The sequence below is a fragment of the Sphingobacterium thalpophilum genome (assembly GCF_038396785.1).
GTDB lineage: Bacteria > Bacteroidota > Bacteroidia > Sphingobacteriales > Sphingobacteriaceae > Sphingobacterium > Sphingobacterium thalpophilum_A.
On record NZ_CP151087.1, the window covers coordinates 3,583,793 to 3,600,342 of the forward strand.

19 protein-coding genes are annotated in these 16,550 nt (G+C 38.4%); 8 read left to right on the forward strand and 11 right to left on the reverse strand.

Annotated features, from left to right (window positions below):
• Positions 1-28: 28 nt before the first annotated feature.
• Together AACH28_RS15915 and surE are read right to left on the reverse strand one after the other, a co-directional pair.
• A complete protein-coding gene (locus AACH28_RS15915; RefSeq protein WP_046672577.1) occupies positions 29-289 on the reverse strand; it encodes a hypothetical protein in 261 nt (86 codons plus the stop codon).
• On the reverse strand, positions 279-1,079 hold the full coding sequence (gene surE / locus AACH28_RS15920; protein WP_286768122.1) for a 5'/3'-nucleotidase SurE: 801 nt from the start codon (positions 1,077-1,079) through the stop codon (positions 279-281). Before surE ends, AACH28_RS15915 begins: the two co-directional genes overlap by 11 nt.
• Before the next feature lie 585 nt (positions 1,080-1,664).
• Between surE and kduI the strand changes: the two genes are divergently transcribed.
• Genes kduI through AACH28_RS15935 form a run of 3 tightly spaced genes read left to right on the forward strand, consistent with a single transcriptional unit; the run spans position 1,665 to position 4,403 of the window.
• Complete coding sequence (gene kduI, locus AACH28_RS15925; protein ID WP_070562607.1) at positions 1,665-2,510, forward strand: 5-dehydro-4-deoxy-D-glucuronate isomerase; 846 nt, start codon at positions 1,665-1,667, stop codon at positions 2,508-2,510.
• 1 nt (position 2,511) lies between these two features.
• Positions 2,512-3,633 (forward strand): DUF4861 family protein, encoded by a 1,122-nt coding sequence (locus tag AACH28_RS15930; RefSeq protein ID WP_341830961.1) that lies wholly within the window; start codon positions 2,512-2,514, stop codon positions 3,631-3,633.
• A 5-nt stretch (positions 3,634-3,638) separates the two neighbouring features.
• Positions 3,639-4,403 (forward strand): SDR family oxidoreductase, encoded by a 765-nt coding sequence (locus tag AACH28_RS15935; RefSeq protein WP_172462444.1) that lies wholly within the window; start codon positions 3,639-3,641, stop codon positions 4,401-4,403.
• 26 nt (positions 4,404-4,429) lie between these two features.
• Here AACH28_RS15935 and AACH28_RS15940 read toward each other — a convergent pair whose 3' ends face one another.
• The 9 genes from AACH28_RS15940 to dnaN all read right to left on the reverse strand — a co-directional run bounded on the left by AACH28_RS15940 (position 4,430) and on the right by dnaN (position 11,636).
• Entirely contained in the window at positions 4,430-5,269 is an 840-nt protein-coding gene (locus tag AACH28_RS15940; protein WP_341830962.1) for an SUMF1/EgtB/PvdO family nonheme iron enzyme, read from the reverse strand.
• Between the two features lie 60 nt (positions 5,270-5,329).
• Positions 5,330-6,085, reverse strand: coding sequence for a hypothetical protein (locus AACH28_RS15945; RefSeq protein WP_341830963.1), 756 nt, complete (start codon positions 6,083-6,085; stop codon positions 5,330-5,332).
• A gap of 222 nt (positions 6,086-6,307) precedes the next feature.
• A complete protein-coding gene (gene nadD, locus AACH28_RS15950) occupies positions 6,308-6,883 on the reverse strand; it encodes a nicotinate (nicotinamide) nucleotide adenylyltransferase (protein WP_341830964.1) in 576 nt (191 codons plus the stop codon).
• Between the two features lie 4 nt (positions 6,884-6,887).
• Positions 6,888-7,457: a guanylate kinase gene (gene gmk / locus AACH28_RS15955; protein WP_341830965.1), complete on the reverse strand. Its 570-nt coding sequence runs from the start codon at positions 7,455-7,457 to the stop codon at positions 6,888-6,890.
• Positions 7,458-7,459: 2 nt separating this feature from the next.
• Complete coding sequence (locus AACH28_RS15960) at positions 7,460-8,335, reverse strand: YicC/YloC family endoribonuclease (protein ID WP_341830966.1); 876 nt, start codon at positions 8,333-8,335, stop codon at positions 7,460-7,462.
• A gap of 84 nt (positions 8,336-8,419) precedes the next feature.
• Positions 8,420-8,992 (reverse strand): CAP domain-containing protein, encoded by a 573-nt coding sequence (locus AACH28_RS15965; protein ID WP_341830967.1) that lies wholly within the window; start codon positions 8,990-8,992, stop codon positions 8,420-8,422.
• Between the two features lie 171 nt (positions 8,993-9,163).
• Positions 9,164-9,811 (reverse strand): DedA family protein, encoded by a 648-nt coding sequence (locus AACH28_RS15970; protein ID WP_341830968.1) that lies wholly within the window; start codon positions 9,809-9,811, stop codon positions 9,164-9,166.
• 27 nt (positions 9,812-9,838) lie between these two features.
• The gene (locus AACH28_RS15975) at positions 9,839-10,501 is read right to left on the reverse strand and encodes a DedA family protein (protein WP_075990435.1); all 663 of its coding nucleotides are present in this window, start codon (positions 10,499-10,501) and stop codon (positions 9,839-9,841) included.
• A 13-nt stretch (positions 10,502-10,514) separates the two neighbouring features.
• Entirely contained in the window at positions 10,515-11,636 is a 1,122-nt protein-coding gene (dnaN, locus tag AACH28_RS15980; RefSeq protein ID WP_341830969.1) for a DNA polymerase III subunit beta, read from the reverse strand.
• 209 nt (positions 11,637-11,845) lie between these two features.
• Between dnaN and AACH28_RS15985 the strand changes: the two genes are divergently transcribed.
• The 5 genes from AACH28_RS15985 to AACH28_RS16005 all read left to right on the forward strand — a co-directional run bounded on the left by AACH28_RS15985 (position 11,846) and on the right by AACH28_RS16005 (position 16,461).
• Positions 11,846-12,991 (forward strand): hypothetical protein, encoded by a 1,146-nt coding sequence (locus tag AACH28_RS15985; RefSeq protein WP_341830970.1) that lies wholly within the window; start codon positions 11,846-11,848, stop codon positions 12,989-12,991.
• A gap of 6 nt (positions 12,992-12,997) precedes the next feature.
• Complete coding sequence (locus AACH28_RS15990; protein WP_201666936.1) at positions 12,998-14,374, forward strand: regulatory iron-sulfur-containing complex subunit RicT; 1,377 nt, start codon at positions 12,998-13,000, stop codon at positions 14,372-14,374.
• A 52-nt stretch (positions 14,375-14,426) separates the two neighbouring features.
• The gene (locus tag AACH28_RS15995; RefSeq protein ID WP_341830971.1) at positions 14,427-14,897 is read left to right on the forward strand and encodes a gliding motility lipoprotein GldH; all 471 of its coding nucleotides are present in this window, start codon (positions 14,427-14,429) and stop codon (positions 14,895-14,897) included.
• Positions 14,894-15,943: a tetraacyldisaccharide 4'-kinase gene (gene lpxK / locus AACH28_RS16000; protein ID WP_341830972.1), complete on the forward strand. Its 1,050-nt coding sequence runs from the start codon at positions 14,894-14,896 to the stop codon at positions 15,941-15,943. Before AACH28_RS15995 ends, lpxK begins: the two co-directional genes overlap by 4 nt.
• A 149-nt stretch (positions 15,944-16,092) precedes the next feature.
• Positions 16,093-16,461, forward strand: a complete 369-nt coding sequence (locus tag AACH28_RS16005) for a hypothetical protein (protein WP_248932749.1) — start codon at positions 16,093-16,095, stop codon at positions 16,459-16,461.
• Positions 16,462-16,550 lie beyond the last annotated feature (89 nt).

Below are 16,550 nucleotides of genomic sequence, written 5' to 3' on the forward strand. Positions count from 1 at the left end.
TCGGTCAGATGGGGTTTATGAATTTTAATCAAACTGTAATTCTATGCGTGATCAGGTATAGTATCATAGCCAAAAAAGTACTTGCAATAATTCCTTTTCCCAGGTGATCTTTCCCCGATCGATACGCAAAACGTAAAAGCACTAAATTAACCAATACAGCTATAGTGTAGATGGCCATAGGCTTCTCGGGTAAAAAATGAAGTTCAAGATCCGTAAAACGTACTAAAATATAAGCCAATACTGGAGATACAGTACCGATACCCAATCCGATCCAGCTATTATTTTTCACGTTTATCGCCTCCCCTTGTATTTCCCAAATGATCAAAGCTCCATGAATTCAATTCTGGAATGGCGTGATGTGCCGTCATATCGAACTGTGTCGGAACGACAGATACATAACCATTGACCAATGCAAAACTATCGGTATCTTCTCCTCTGTCCTGCAAGACAAATTTACCCGTTGTCCAATAATAATCACGATTGTGTGGATCAATACGTTCATCAAATTCTTCTACCCAATGTCCTCCTGCCTGTCGGCAAATTTTAATACCTTTAAAACCTGCTGTTTGGGGAAAATTAACATTCAGCAATGTATTTTTAGGGAGACCGTTAGCCAGCACCTGCTCGGCAATAGAAATCACGTAGGGTCTGCAATAGCTAAAATCCGCATCGTGAGAAAAATTATCAAGCGAAAACCCCACAGAAGGAATCCCTTCAATGGCCCCCTCTACCGCAGCAGACATCGTACCGGAATATAAAACATTGATTGAATTGTTGAGCCCATGATTGATCCCCGATACACATATATCGGGCTTTTGCCCTTTAAAAACTTTATTTACAGCAAGTTTTACACAATCTACTGGCGTTCCTGAACACTGGTACATTTCAACCCCTTCATATAAATTGATTTTATCCAAACGTAGTGGCCTACCAAGTGTAATGGCATGCCCCATTCCAGATTGTGCCGAATCAGGAGCAACGACAACTACATTTCCGATTTTCTGCATCTCTTCCAACAGCACCTTAATACCTGGCGCTGTAATACCGTCATCGTTAACAACTAAAATATTGGGTTTCATATGTAAATAATTTGCTTTTTAGATGGTCATAAGGGACCCCCAGTCCTCTCGGTCCGTGTTTATGCGTTTAGAATATGGGAATTTCTTCTTTACCATACACGAAGTTAGTAAATCTGAAACCGAGATGTAAATAATATTGACACAACAGGTAATTATTATCTGCAAAGGCCGCACATTAGGACGCCAAACAGTAAAAGCAACTGTGGAAAACAGCGGTTCAAACGAACACATGGAAGTCGGAAAAGAGCGATGAGATTTGGGCGCATCAAATGAGGATCAGATGGTGACCAAATTCGATGTTTTGACAGTGCTTGTTCAGTGCTCGTTCAGTGCTTGTTCAGTGATCATTCAGTGAGCACTGAAGGAATACTGACTGATTACTGTTTAAAAATTGGTTAAAAATTGTTATTAGGTAGAATTTGGTCAAAGTATATTGCAGTGATAATAGCCATGTCGATTATCTTAAAGTTGCTACCGCTTTCGGAAAACCAACCGATCACTACGACATCGTTTGCGTAAGATTGTATCGCAATTGACAAATATTAGCCCTAAATTTAGCATTCAAACAAAAATAATAATTCAGTTATGAGCATTAATTTTGAATCCCGCTATGCAATAGGGCCAAAGGAATACAAAACTTTAGATACACAAGGATTAAGGGAGAATTTTCTAATTGAAACAGTTTTTGAAGCAGACAAAATTAATTTTGTCTATACCCACTACGATCGCTATATGGCCGGTGGAGCAATGCCTGTAAGCTCAAAAATCAAATTAGACACCATTCCCGCATTATTAAAAGAACCTTACTTCCTTTCTAGAAGAGAGTTGGGTATTATCAATGTCGGTGGGAACGGTCAAGTCGAAGTTGACGGCATTATTTATGATCTCAATACCAAAGAAGCCCTTTATATCGGTCAAGGTGCTCAGGAAGTTTATTTTTCAAGCCAGGATGCTGCAAAACCAGCAAAATTCTATTTAAACTCTACACCTGCACATTGCAGCTATCCAACTAAAAAGGTAACGAAAGAAGATGCGAATAAACTAGAATTGGGTTCATTGGAAACTGCCAACCACCGTACGATCAACCAGATGTTATTGAACAAAGTGGTACAAACCTGCCAATTACAGATGGGCATGACTGAGTTAAAACCCGGATCTGTATGGAATACAATGCCATCCCACACCCACGATCGTCGTATGGAAGTCTATTTCTACTTTGAATTACCTGAAGGTCAGGCTGTATCACATTTTATGGGACCTATCGATGAAACCCGCCATATTTGGATACACAACGATCAGGCTGTAATTTCACCGCCATGGTCAATTCACTCAGGAGCTGGAACGTCCAATTATACATTTATATGGGGAATGGCAGGTGAAAATTTAGATTATGATGATATGGACAAATGTGCCATCACAGAATTGAAGTAATATGAAAAAAACACTCGTATTGAGTTTAGCGCTAGGGCTTTCAACACTTGCTTTTGCGCAGAACAACAAAACCATTACTGTAAACAACTCTTCCGCTAGCGCAAGAACAGAGTTGATCAGTATCCCTTATACTACATTTGAAAAACACTTCGCATTAAAAAACAGTGTATTTACTATTGTGGACAAGGATAAAAAGGAACTGGCCTATCAGCTTGAAAAACTAGGAAAACCGACGGCACAAAATATTTTGATTCAAATAACCGTTGCTCCTAGAAGCTCAACAACCTTTGGGGTTAATGGAAATAAACCCGCAACTGTCACCCCAAAGACTTATGCAAGATACGTCCCTGAACGCAAAGATGACTTTGCATGGGAAAACAATATTGCAGCGTTTAGAGCCTATGGAAAAGCTTTAGAAGGCAGCTCTGAGGATGCACAAGGTTTTGACTTCTGGGCAAAACGTAGCAATGATCTTATTGTTGACGAATGGTATAAAACTGGGGACTATCATGCCGATCATGGCAAAGGATTAGATTATTATTCCGTCGGACAAACCTTAGGTGTCGGCGATGCAACGCCATTTATTGACGAACAGGTCGTTTACCATAAGCATTATCGTCAATACGAGGTCTTGGACAATGGTCCGCTACGATCCACATTCAAACTTATTTATGAACCGGAAAATGTAAAGGGTCAACAGCTACAAGTCGAAAAAACAGTTTCTTTAGACGCTGGGAGTCAATTGAACAAGATAAGCTATTCCATCAAAAACACAACCGCTGCCGCTACGCCAATTGTTGTGGGGATCGCTAAAAGAAAAGAGGAAAAACCTCAAATTCTAAATGATGTAAAGAATGGCATTTTAGCCTATTGGGAGCCTGCAGAAGGAGATAAAATTACAGGAACAGCCGTTATTTTACCAAAAGTAAAGTATGTGTTCAAAGATAGCCCAAAACAATTTTTACTGGCAACCACCGTCAAAAATGATAAACCCTTAGTTTATTTTGCGGGTGCTGCGTTCAATAAAGCTGGCAAAATAGGGAATTTTGAGCAATGGCAGTCTTATGTAAAAACATTCAAAAACAATTTAGATCAACCATTAACAATAAAATATTCAAAATAATGTCCATACTGCAATCTTTTGACTTAAGTGGGAAAGTAGCCTTGGTGACAGGCTGCAAAAGGGGAATTGGCAAGGCAATTGCCGAAGCATTGGCTGAAGCTGGGGCAGATATTATAGGCGTTTCGGCGTCATTGGAAATTGAAGGCTCCGCAGTAGAAAAATCCGTAAAAGCATTAGGCAGAAATTTCTATGCCTACCAGTGTGATTTCGCCAAACGGACAGCGCTTTACGCGTTTATTGAAAAGGTAAAATCAGCGCATCCTGCGATTGATATCCTTTTTAATAATGCCGGAAATATACTTCGAAAACCTGCCGCTGAGCATCCTGATGAATACTGGGATGAAATCATCGAAATCAATCAAAATGCACAGTTTATATTGACGCGCGAGATTGGAAAGGACATGATTTCACGTGGAACTGGAAAAATCGTATTTACAGCATCTTTATTAACTTTCCAAGGTGGCATCAATGTTCCAGGATATGCCGCTTCAAAAGGTGCCGTAGGATCCATGGTAAAGGCTTTTGCAAATGAGTGGGCTTCCAAAGGTGTCAACGTAAACGGGTTTGCTCCGGGGTATATCGCCACGGATAATACCGAGGCTCTGAGAGACGATCCCGAACGCTCAAAGTCCATTTTGGACCGTATACCTGCAGGACGCTGGGGAACTCCAGAAGATTTTAAGGGGCCAGCTGTATTCCTCGCTTCAAAAGCTTCCGATTATGTTCATGGAACCATCCTAACAGTCGATGGTGGCTGGATGGGAAGATAAAAGTCAATCTTTACGATGAGTTTGTTTTAAAAGTCTTTATTCTCAGGAGTAAAGGCTTTTTTTACAATTCTAAATCCCAGATTACTAAAAGATGCATTGGGACTAACTGAACCTATATATACGGTATTAAAAGCAGCACAGCTATTTTTACTACACCACCAGGAGCCTCCTCGGGCATGGGCAATAGAGCGATCACCATCTCTTTCAAGCTTTCCGGTGCAAAATTCAAATACATTACCAAAGATATCATAAAGTCCCCATGGATTGGGTTTGAATTTTCCGACCGGAGAAGTATAGAGATAACCATCGGAATAATCAGCTTTCAAATGATCTCTACCATGCCATACATTTGCATAATCGCCCATATTCTCTTTACTGAAACCTTCAAAATAATAGCCTTCGCTTCCGGCTCTAGCTGCCACCTCCCACTCATCAAAAGATGGCAATCTACAATTTGCCCATGTACAATAGGCCAGCACATCTTTATAAGAGATACAGGTAACTGGGTGATCCATCTTGGCCGCAATTCCGCCACGAATTACACCATTCGGAAAGCGCCAATAGGCCGTACTATCCTGCAACCAGCGAAACTCCGCCAAGCCAGGCTCAAAGACCATGGCGTTGTGATAGCGTTCTGCTAATGTTTTATAGCCTGTTGCTTGAACGAATTTCTCAAATTCAGCATTTGTCAGCTCAAACTTAGCGATCCAAAACGATTCAACTTTTACAACTCTTTTGGGATTGTCTAGGCTGCCTGTATCACCCAAATGATAGTCTCCAGCTGGAATTTGGATATAGTTTCCAGCTTGGGCTTCACATTGAAGATGTAAAAAAAACAATCCTATCAAATAGAGTAACTTCCTCATTCTCCTTGCCGTTTGTTATAATACAAATTTGCAGATTCGAATACTAAAAATCTAATCGCCCTATTTGCTTTTTTTCTCATCGTAATATTTCAGCGCCCGACTAAAGATCAGCGCCTCATTTTCTTTATTGTAATTTAGATAGGAGTAATAATTGCTATTTTCCCCATACAACTTTTTAAAAGACGTAGACTTTGTAAATTCACTATATTCACCACGTTTCATCAGCAACATCAATAAGGTCAGGGCATCTTTGTCTTTCGGTGTCTTCTTGGCATAATCAATAATAAAAGGAATCATTTGCCAACCGTTTAGCTCTACTAGGGCATGCTTATAATTTACCCCCATTCGCTTGCTTCGGATAACAGATTCCTGGATAAGTTTGATTACTGAATCCCTATTCTCCTGCAAAAAATCGGTCTGTCTTTGCGACCAGGACGACTCATTAAAACCGTCCAATAAGGTACCAAAGATTTTTTTGTCGATCTGCGTTTGGTATTCAGGTATAGCGCAATTCTGTGCATATAATTCTGCGTGAATCATGGTATAGGTAAACTTTTCGCGCAGGGATAGCTTTTTGAAATCAGTAGCCGAAATTGCATTTGTTCCAGCATCGGTCGTTTCTTTATCCTCTTCGGGGATTATTTTGGCTATTAACGCTTTTACTTTGTCCAAACCATAGGGCGGGATGGTCATTTTGTTCCGCATTTCGATAGCAGCAGGATCCATAAAAAGACCCTCGTCATCAGCTGGATTTGTTTGTGCAAAAACACCCACCCAACACATAAAAGTAATAAAAAATAAAAGTCCCCTTTTCATATCGTATGATTTAATATTTTTTAAAAATAAAGAAATCACTGCTACAAAAATTATTCCTATTTATTTTATAAGATTCCCTTTCGCCCTGATCTGCCTTTTACTAATTGCAATGACTTCTAAATGCAACAATTCCATTTTGCAATAAATGCCCCCTGCTTCTAAAAAAAATCCCCGGATTTAAAAAGACCCAGGGATACTATATTTCGTTTACTTTTGTCTATATCAAGAGTATAAACCTTTCTTATCGATAAACTCTATCACCCTTTGCGGTACAAAAAATTGAATATTTTTATTTTCCTTGATTGCCTTTCGCAAAAAGGTAGAAGACAATTCCATCAATGGTGTAGCTGTAATGGTGATTGAAGGATGATCCTTAAGCTTTCCACCATCATATCCAGGACGTGGATAGACATAAATCTGGTAGTCACGTAAGATAATATCCGCATTTTTCCATTTTTCCAAAGATTCCAAACTATCTTCTCCCATGAGGAGCACAAATTCACGATTGGGATATTTTGCTTTTAAATGGGTGAGTGTATCTATCGTATATGACGGTATTGGTAAATGGAATTCAATATCTGTTACCCGCAGGTGTTCAGCACCCTCCAAAGCCAGATTTAACATCTCCAGACGATCATAGGGATCTGCCAATGTAGATTTCTTCTTAAATGGATTTTGAGGAGAGACCACAAACCAAACTTCATCCAATTCCGTGAAACTGGCCATATAATTAGCGATGATCAGGTGCCCTATGTGCACCGGATTAAAAGAACCAAAATATAAACCAATTTTTCGCATGGACTTATTTATTGATAAATCCCATAACAATTTTTTCAGCTTCGGCACATGCAGTAGCTAAATCAAAGTTATTCAATATGACATCAAATTTATTGGCATAGGTAAGTTCCAATTCAGCTTTGGCAAAACGTTCTTTCAATTTTTCTTCCGAGTCCGTTCCTCGTCCTGTCAAACGTTCCTTGAGCACCTCAAGTGAAGGCGGTTGTACGAAAATAGAAATTGCCTGTTCTGGAAATTTAGATTTCAAACGTAGTCCACCAACCACATCGATATCAAATATAACATGTTTACCTTCTTTCCAAATACGTTCAATTTCTGAACGCAAAGTACCGTAAAATGTTCCTGAATATACTTCTTCAAACTCGATGAACTCCTGTTTAGCCACCTTATGTAGGAACTCCTCCTTTGACATAAAATAATAATCTTTTCCGTCTACTTCCTGTCCCCTGGGGTCACGGGTACTCGCTGAAATGGAAAACTCTATTTTATCGCCATGTTTACTTAAAAGATCTCTTACTATGGTTGTTTTACCCGCTCCCGATGGAGCCGAGAATATAATTAATTTACCGCTCATCCTTATAATACGTTGAGCAATTGCTCTTTTATTTTTTCTAATTCTTCTTTCATTTTAACCACAATCTGTTGGATTCCGGCATGATTGGCTTTAGAACCAAGGGTATTGATTTCTCTACCCATTTCTTGTGAAATAAAACCTAATTTTTTACCATTTGAATCGGCTGAATCAAACGCCTTTAAAAAGTAGTTGCAATGAGCACGCAATCTTACTTTCTCCTCAGTCACATCTAATTTGTCAATGTAGTAAACCAGTTCCTGCTCAAATCGATTTTGATCGACATTTTCTTTACCGACCGTATCATTTAAAAACTGCTCGATACGTTGTCTGATCAAAGGTATACGTTCTACTTCCAAGCCCTCTACTTCTCCAAGGTAAGTCAAAATAAGCTCTGCACGCTTTTTTAAGTCTCCAGCAAGTACATTTCCCTCATCTTCACGAAATGTATTAAAACGTTTGACGGCATCATAAAAAGCATCCATCAATACTTTAGACTCTTCATCATCAACCGAATCATCATTGTTTGTGATTACCTCAGGCATATTTAATGCGAGTTCAAACAGGTTGACATTCGTATCGTTGAGTTCGACAGCAATCTGCTGCAATTGACTATAATATTTTTTGAGTAAATCAGCATTAATGGAAGACGCCTTCGCAGTTTGATCCGTGTATTCAACCGTTACATTCATGTTAACTTTACCACGTTCAATAAGTTTGCTACTTTCAGTACGCAGGGTCAATTCTTTGTCCGAAACAACTTTGGGCAAACGAAGATTTAATTCAAGGAATTTTGAATTTAAGGACTTTATTTCGACACTATATTTAACTTTACCGTTATCAGCGGAAGCTGTGCCATATCCTGTCATGGATTTTATCATATGCAAAGGTATGACTTTTCAGTAAAAATTAAATACACTGTATCGATTAATTGCTGATACTCGCCAAATTACCTTTCTTTTTATTTACCAATCGTGTTTGGCGATGATAACTACTAAGTAACTTTCATAAGGTTTGGCACCTTTGCATTCAACATAACCAATCCCAATATCATATAGCGAAGCGTTCCACTGATCCATGCCCAATAAATGAGTACGATGATAATAACCCGGAGCTTCCTTTCCGATAATCAAGGCCTTAATGCCAGCGGTAGCACTGGATCGGTTGGCCGCAATGGACTCAAAATTGTTTGCATTTCGTTTGGACAGCCATGCCGGATTAAGCTGATATCCTGCCTCGTCAATGAAATAATTAGGTCCATAGCCCTCAGGTGAAACATGGTCAAAATAAGAACGTTTAGCCATATCTTTTGCACGATAAACCGCAACCTCGGCCAACTGTTTATTCCAATTGAGCTTGGTTCGTTTAATCTTCTGTAGATTAAAAAGCTTCAGCTCCTTCTTATACTTTTCGGGATTTGTACGAATTTTGTTCAATAGTTCATAAGCCTCGATGGCTTGACCATGATCAACAACCACACGTTGGGCAAAAATAGACTGTGTAAAAAGCAGGGTAAATGCTAAAATCAAATAGTTCATACGTAGATAATCTCTTCTTCAGTGACCTTACGAAATATCCAGACGATCTTGCCCGCTTAACTTAATTTTATCGCGTCCAAAATACATTTGGGCACAGTACCTGTACTTTTTCAATAGGAATATTTCGTATCAATCCTTTAACCCTAAAAGACCATATTTAGTATGCAACGTTTAATCTTTTTTTGATCTATTTGTAGTCAGAAACTGTATAAGCATGGGTATTAGGCTAATAAAGATAACGGCCAGAATAACAAGGGAGAAATTATGCTTAAAGAATGGCAGCTGTCCAAAAAAATAACCTGCAAGCATAAACAATGAAACCCATAATATACCGCCAATTAAATTATATTTTCCAAAGATCCTGTACGGCATTTTACCAACACCGGCTACAAATGGCGCAAAAGTTCTAACAATGGGCACAAATCGCGCATAAATAATGGTCCTCGTTCCATGTTTCGCATAAAAATCCTGTGTTTTTTGCAGGTAAGTCGGCTTAAATATCCTTGATCCTGGCTTAAAAACACGTATTCCAACATATTTACCAATTTCATAATTCACGAAATCCCCAGAAATAGCGGCGAAAACTAAGATGACCATAAATAGTGGTAAAGAAAGCGGACAATCGGGGCGGGCAATTATCGCACCCAGGGCAAATAAAACTGAATCACCAGGAAGAAATGGGGTAAAAACAAGTCCTGTCTCCGCAAAGATGATTAAAAACAAAATCAGATAAGTCCAGTTTTCATAACTATTGATCAGTTGCAAAAGATGCTGGTCGATATGCAATATAAAATCAATAAACTGTGAAATGATTTCCATTTTTTTGATCTATAAAAAAAGGGAATCTTATTGGATTCCCTTTTTAGTTTTTATCTTTTCTTTAATAAGCTCGAAGATTATTGGCAATATCGATATAAAAATAATGATCAATACGACCTTCGAGAAATTATCTCTGATAATCGGAATATTTCCTAAAAAGTATCCTGCGAGGGTTATACCACCCACCCACAAGACAGCTCCTACGACATTATACGTAATGAAGGTGCCATAATTCATCTTTCCAATCCCCCCAACGAAAGGCGCCAAGGTACGTACGATAGGTACAAATCGAGCGATAACGATTGTTTTACTGCCATATTTCTCATAAAAAGAATGAGTCTTGGCAATTTGCTCATCTTTGACTACCTGCTTACCAAAGAGCTTAAATTTCGTTAGGCGCATACCAAAATTCTTACCAATAGCATAGTTTAAGGAATCCCCAGAAACCGCTGCTACCAATAAAATGAGAATCATCAACCATACGTTAAGATCATTTGGTTGTGCGGCTAGCATGCCCGCCGCGAACAATAAAGAATCTCCAGGTAAAAAAGGCATCACAACCACTCCCGTTTCTACAAAAATAATAAGAAACAGAATAAGGTACGTCCAAGTCTGATAATCATTGACTATTTCAACCAAATGTTTATCAATATGGAGAATAAAGTCTATAAGATGCGTAATTAGTTCCAAATCCTGACGAAGATTAAGCGTTGTTTAACATAACAGGCATCACCAACATCAAAATATCTTCATGATCTTCAGATACGGCCGGAATCAATAAACCGGCACGATTTGGCGTACTCATCTCCAAAACAACTTCTTCACTCTCTAAGTTATTTAACATCTCCACGAGGAATTTGGCGTTAAAACCGATTTCCATATCATCCCCTTCAAATTGACAGGATAAGCGTTCATGCGCTTCATTAGAGAAATCTAAATCTTCTGCAGAGATATGCAATTCACTTCCTGAGATCTTCAGACGAACCTGATGGGTTGTTTTATTAGCAAAAATCACCACCCGTCTCAAGGTATTTAAAAACAATAATCGATCTACAGTTAACTTGTTAGGGTTGACTTGAGGGATTACAGCAGCATAATCTGGGTAACGTTCATCAATCAAACGACAGATCAAATTAATGTTGCCAAAGCTAAAGAACGCATTGGTTTGATTATATTCTATCGATACTGTAACATCATCGGATGGTAGCGACGATTTGAGCAATGAAAGTGCCTTTTTCGGCAAAATAAGTGATGCCGGTTTCTCAGCACCAATATCAGTTCTCGAATAACGCACCAATTTGTGCGCATCGGTAGAGACAAAAGTCACATTCTTTTCAGCTAATTGCACCAAAACACCGGACATTGCAGGTCTCAATTCGTCGTTACTGACCGCAAAGATTGTTTTACTGATCGCTTCTGACAAAATAGGAGCTGGCATATGAATAACTGACCCGTTATCGATTGAAGGAATTTTAGGGAAATCGTCGGCATTCTCTCCACTCAATTTATATTTTCCATCACCTGCACTGATCTCAATAGCCAAGGTATTCATATCTACTGAAAATGCTACTGGCTGATCTGGTAAGGTTTTTAACGTCTCGATCAAAATCTTCGAAGGCATGGCTACTCTTCCCTCTTCTTTTGCTTCGATCTGTAAGGAAGTAACCATACTAGTTTGCAGATCCGTAGCAGAAATAGTCAAGTTATTGTCTTTTATTTCAAAAAGAAAGTTTTCCAAGATAGGCAAAACAGTACTTGTACTGGATGCGCCATTGATAGCTTGTAACTGCTTTAATAAAATTGATGTTGATACAATGAATCTCATTTCCTGAATACTAATTATTATGTGCAATAATACACAAATTAATCAATATTTTTCAGTTTTATAGGCCGCTTTCTTTCCACATAAAGAGATTTCGATCGTTCAAATAAGCAATTGTATTTCAATTAATAAGCACAGCGCCAAAAGTATAGAAAGCAAATTCGGCCCGATAAATCACAATATTTATTACATTTGTATAATAGCAGTAGTGTATGCAGTTTAAAGAGATCATTGGGCACAAAGACATCAAAGAACATTTAGTTCGCACGGTTCATGAAAATCGTGTGAGTCATGCGCAATTATTTCTTGGTCCTGAGGGCTGTGGTAGCCTTGCATTAGCCTATGCTTATGCACAGTTTTTGAATTGTGAAAACCGACAGTCAACCGACAGTTGTGGCGAATGCCCCTCTTGTCGAAAATATAATAAGCTGATCCATCCCGATCTCCACATGTCTTATCCTTTCATAGCCAAACATAAGGAAGATACGGCATCCGATTATGCGGACAGCTGGCGAAAATCTTTTTTATCCAATCCGTACATGGGATTGGAATATTGGCGCAATCAATTGGATGCGGACAACAAACAGGTCAATATCAATATTGCCGAGGCGCATGGTATCATCAAAAAACTAAGTCTCAAATCCTTCGAAGCTGAATATAAGGTTTTAATTATGTGGCTGCCCGAATACCTGGACACACAAGGCAATGCGCTGTTAAAGTTAATCGAAGAACCACCCGAAAAAACGCTCTTTATTCTGGTTGCAGAAAATCAGGACAAAATATTAAATACAATCATATCACGTACGCAATTGGTCAAAATAAAGAAGTTGGATCACATGGAGATCGCACAACATCTAAAAAGCGTACATCATCTTTCGGATCAAGAATCAGCTGAAATTGCTTTTATTGCGGATGGAAACCTACAAGAAGCAATGAATCAAATCCAGTCGCAAACAAATAATCATTTTGGCATTTTGGTAAACTGGCTGCGCTTCATCGTTTCGGACGCAGGGACCAATATGATTTCCCTAGTAGAAGAAGAGCTCTCAAAAATGGGGCGAGAAAACCAAAAAAGCTTTCTTTTTTATGCAATTAATATGATGCGTCAGATTATATTAATAAAAGAAGGGCTTTCCAGTCTCGTATTCTTACCGGCCAAAGAATTGGATTTTGTCCAAAAATTTGCCGTACACTATACCGTTGAACAAATTGAAGCAACAATAAATCTATTTGAGGAAACACATTATTTTGTAGAAAGAAATGCAAATCCCAAAATATTATTTTTAGATTTATCTTTGCAGTTAACATTAATATACAAATACAAAACGTTTCCGAAAGGAACTCAATATATAATATAGAAAACTATGGGATGTGGCAGTTGCTCATCCGGCGGAGGTTGCGGTACTACCACGACAAATGGTACACCAGCAGGATGTCAGAACAATGGCTCTTGCATGACTAGCGGATGTAATAAATTAGATGTATATGACTGGCTTTCCGATATGGATATGCCTTCAAACTATAAACCATTTAATATCGTCGAAGTACGATTCAAGGGATCACGAAAAGATTTCTTTATTAATGTAGACAATACCTACCTTGAAATGGGGGAAATGGTCGTTGTAGAACCCTCTACTGGTGGCTATGATGTCGGACATGTCTCCTTAACGGGTGAATTGGTCAGACTACAATTAAAAAAGAACAATGTTACCCCAGAAACGGTAACTAAAAAAATCTATCGGAAGCCCAATGAAATGGATGTAGAGAAGTATAATGCAGCAAAAGATCTCGAATGGGAAACGATGCACAAAGCACGTAAACTGGCTTTGGACCTGGGTTTGTCCATGAAGATTTCTGATGTTGACTACCAGGGTGATAAAACCAAAGCTACCTTCTACTACACTGCTGAGGGCCGCGTGGATTTCCGTGAGCTTATCAAAAAAATGGCTGAAGCTTTCAGAATACGCATTGAAATGCGCCAGATAGGTATGCGACAAGAAGCTAGCCGCCTCGGTGGAATCGGTTCCTGTGGCCGCGAACTCTGCTGTTCAACCTGGCTAACGGATTTCAAAACAGTATCCACGTCGGCCGCACGTTATCAAAATCTTTCTTTGAATACGTTAAAGCTAGCGGGACAATGCGGAAAATTAAAATGCTGTCTCAATTATGAATTAGATAGTTACATGGATGCTTTAAAAGACATCCCAAATAATATCGACCGCATCGAAACGCTAAAAGGAGTTGCTTATCTTCAAAAGACCGATATTTTCAAGAAAATGATGTGGTTCTCTTTTCCTGGAGCTGAAAATTGGATCGCCATTCCCGTTCAACAAGTCAAAGAGTTTGTCGAAATGAATAAGCAGGGGATCAAACCGGAAGCAATTTCGAGTGCAGTAGATAACGATGAAGTCAGAGAAGAGAAAAATATCAATTACGATTACGAAAATGTAGTCGGACAAGATAGCTTAACTCGACTTGATGACCGGAATAAAAGAAAGAAAAAAAGAAAATCCAAAAGCAATACTGTCAAACCTGAAAGTAAGGCTGGACAAAAAACTGAGAAGTCCGAACAAAGTACACCTAGACAAAGTGCTAAACCTCAGATTTCGACTGATGCTGTAGCTCCAAGCGCGAATAAAGAGAATAAAGAAGGATCTAATAACAGACCAAAAAAGCGTTTTAATCGCCATCGGAATAAAAACAAAGGTAATAACAACAATGCTGCACCGAAAGCAGAATAAAAAAAATATGCCTAATTTTAACCCATTAGGCATATTCTTTTTATAAATAAACATGAAACTCAAAAGCTCTCCCTTCCTTATTGGTTTGTTATGTATTGGCATAGGGTATTCTTGTGACCAAACTTTTGTCATAAATGAAAATAAACCCATTGATAATAAAGCTTGGCTGAATACATCACCGCCTAGTTTTCAATTTCATATCGGCGACAATACCAAACGATATGATGTATTGATGGATGTCCGTCATACACCGGAATATGCTTTTTCCAATCTTTTTGTACTTATTTACCAACGAGGCCCAGGTAAAAAGCAATATACTTTTCGTAAAGAAATAAAAATGGCCCGATCGGATGGAAAATGGATAGGAAAATCCTCCGGTAGCTTGTATAACAATCAATCCATCATCCATAAAGATTACCTATTTCCGGATACAGGAATTTATACGATTTCCATCGAACAGAACATGAAAGAAAATCCGTTGAAAGAAATCACAGACGTAGGGTTAACCATTGTTCCAAAATGATACGCTTATTACGATATCTATTATTTCCTTTTACCATCATCTACGCCCTTGTGGTGTGGATAAGAAATCGATTATATGATCTTAAGCTGCTTCCATCGCGGTCTTTTGACATTCCAACTGTAGTAATAGGAAATCTTGCCGTTGGTGGGACAGGAAAAAGCCCAATGACAGAATTTGTGGTATCCAGCCTTAAAGGTCAGTTTAAAACGGCAATACTCAGTCGAGGATATGGACGTAGCACCAAAGGTTTCTTTTTGCTACAGACGGATTCATCGGCCACGGACGTCGGTGACGAGCCCTTGCAGTTCAAAAATAAATTTCCGGCTGTTACTGTTGCAGTTTGTGAGGATCGTTGTACTGGAATTGAAAAACTTCAGTCAACTCACCAACTTATTATTCTGGATGACGCTTATCAACACCGAAAATTATCACCTCTTTTCAATATATTACTATTTGATTTTTTATCGTTTTCCAAACCTATGCTCGTATTTCCCACAGGAAACTTTAGGGATCTCCTAATGGAGGCCAAACGCGCACAGATCATAGTAATTACGAAATGTCCTATTGATCTTTCGACCGAAGAAAAAAAACGGATAGAAAACAAAATCAGGTATTATAACAAAGAAGCTTTAATTGTATTTAGCTATATCGACTATCTTGAACCCATCAATAGTAAAGGAAATCTAATCGATATCAAAGGCAAAGACATTATTTTGGTTACCGGTATTGCTAAACCTCAACCCTTAGTAGATTATCTCCAAAACAAAGCAAATTCAATCCAACACATTTCCTTTGAAGATCATCATTCTTTTACTGAATCGGATATCAATCAAATTGCAAAATCTTACCAGAATATGGCGAGCAGCAACAAGATCGTATTGACAACTGAAAAGGACTTTCAGCGACTAAAACCTTTTAAACAGAAATTTACGGCAATTGATTTGGCTTATCTGCCAATCGGTCTTCAATTTCACGATCCTATCCAACAGGAAATATTCCATAAATGGCTATATGATGCAGTGGCTCAAAGTGTTAATCAACCTTAAATTTTGTTAAGATCAGGTGCTATACTAAACTTTTTCATCAAATTTATATTCTATATGTAAACAGAGAATCTCAAAAGTTTTCGCTCTGTCTATAATGAACGAATTGAGTGTATACCCGATATTCGGCACTCGTGATAAACTATACAAAGATGAAAAAGAAAATTTTAATGGCAGTAGCTTGTTTATTTTTAAGTGCTACAGGAGTTTTTGCCCAACAACGTCAGCAACGTAGTCCTGAAGAACAAGCTAAAATGCGCGTAGAGCATTTAGACAAATTATTAAGCCTCAATCAAACGCAAAAAGATTCGATCTATAACCTTACATTAAGTCAGGCTCAACAACGGGCTGCTCTTCGAAATGAGGGGGGAGATCGAAAAGCGAACATGGAAAAATATAAACAGCTTCAGGAAATACAAACAACCAAAATTAAATCATGGCTTACCCCTGACCAAGCTAAGCTATTTGAAGAACAACAAGAAAAAATGAAGGAAAGAATGTCTAAACGTTCCGACAATTAAATAAAGCTATCTTAGAAAAAGGCCTTGTTTTTTGACAAGGCCTTTTTTATGTCACGTTCAGTTTTATTCTGACGTTGTCATCACAATTA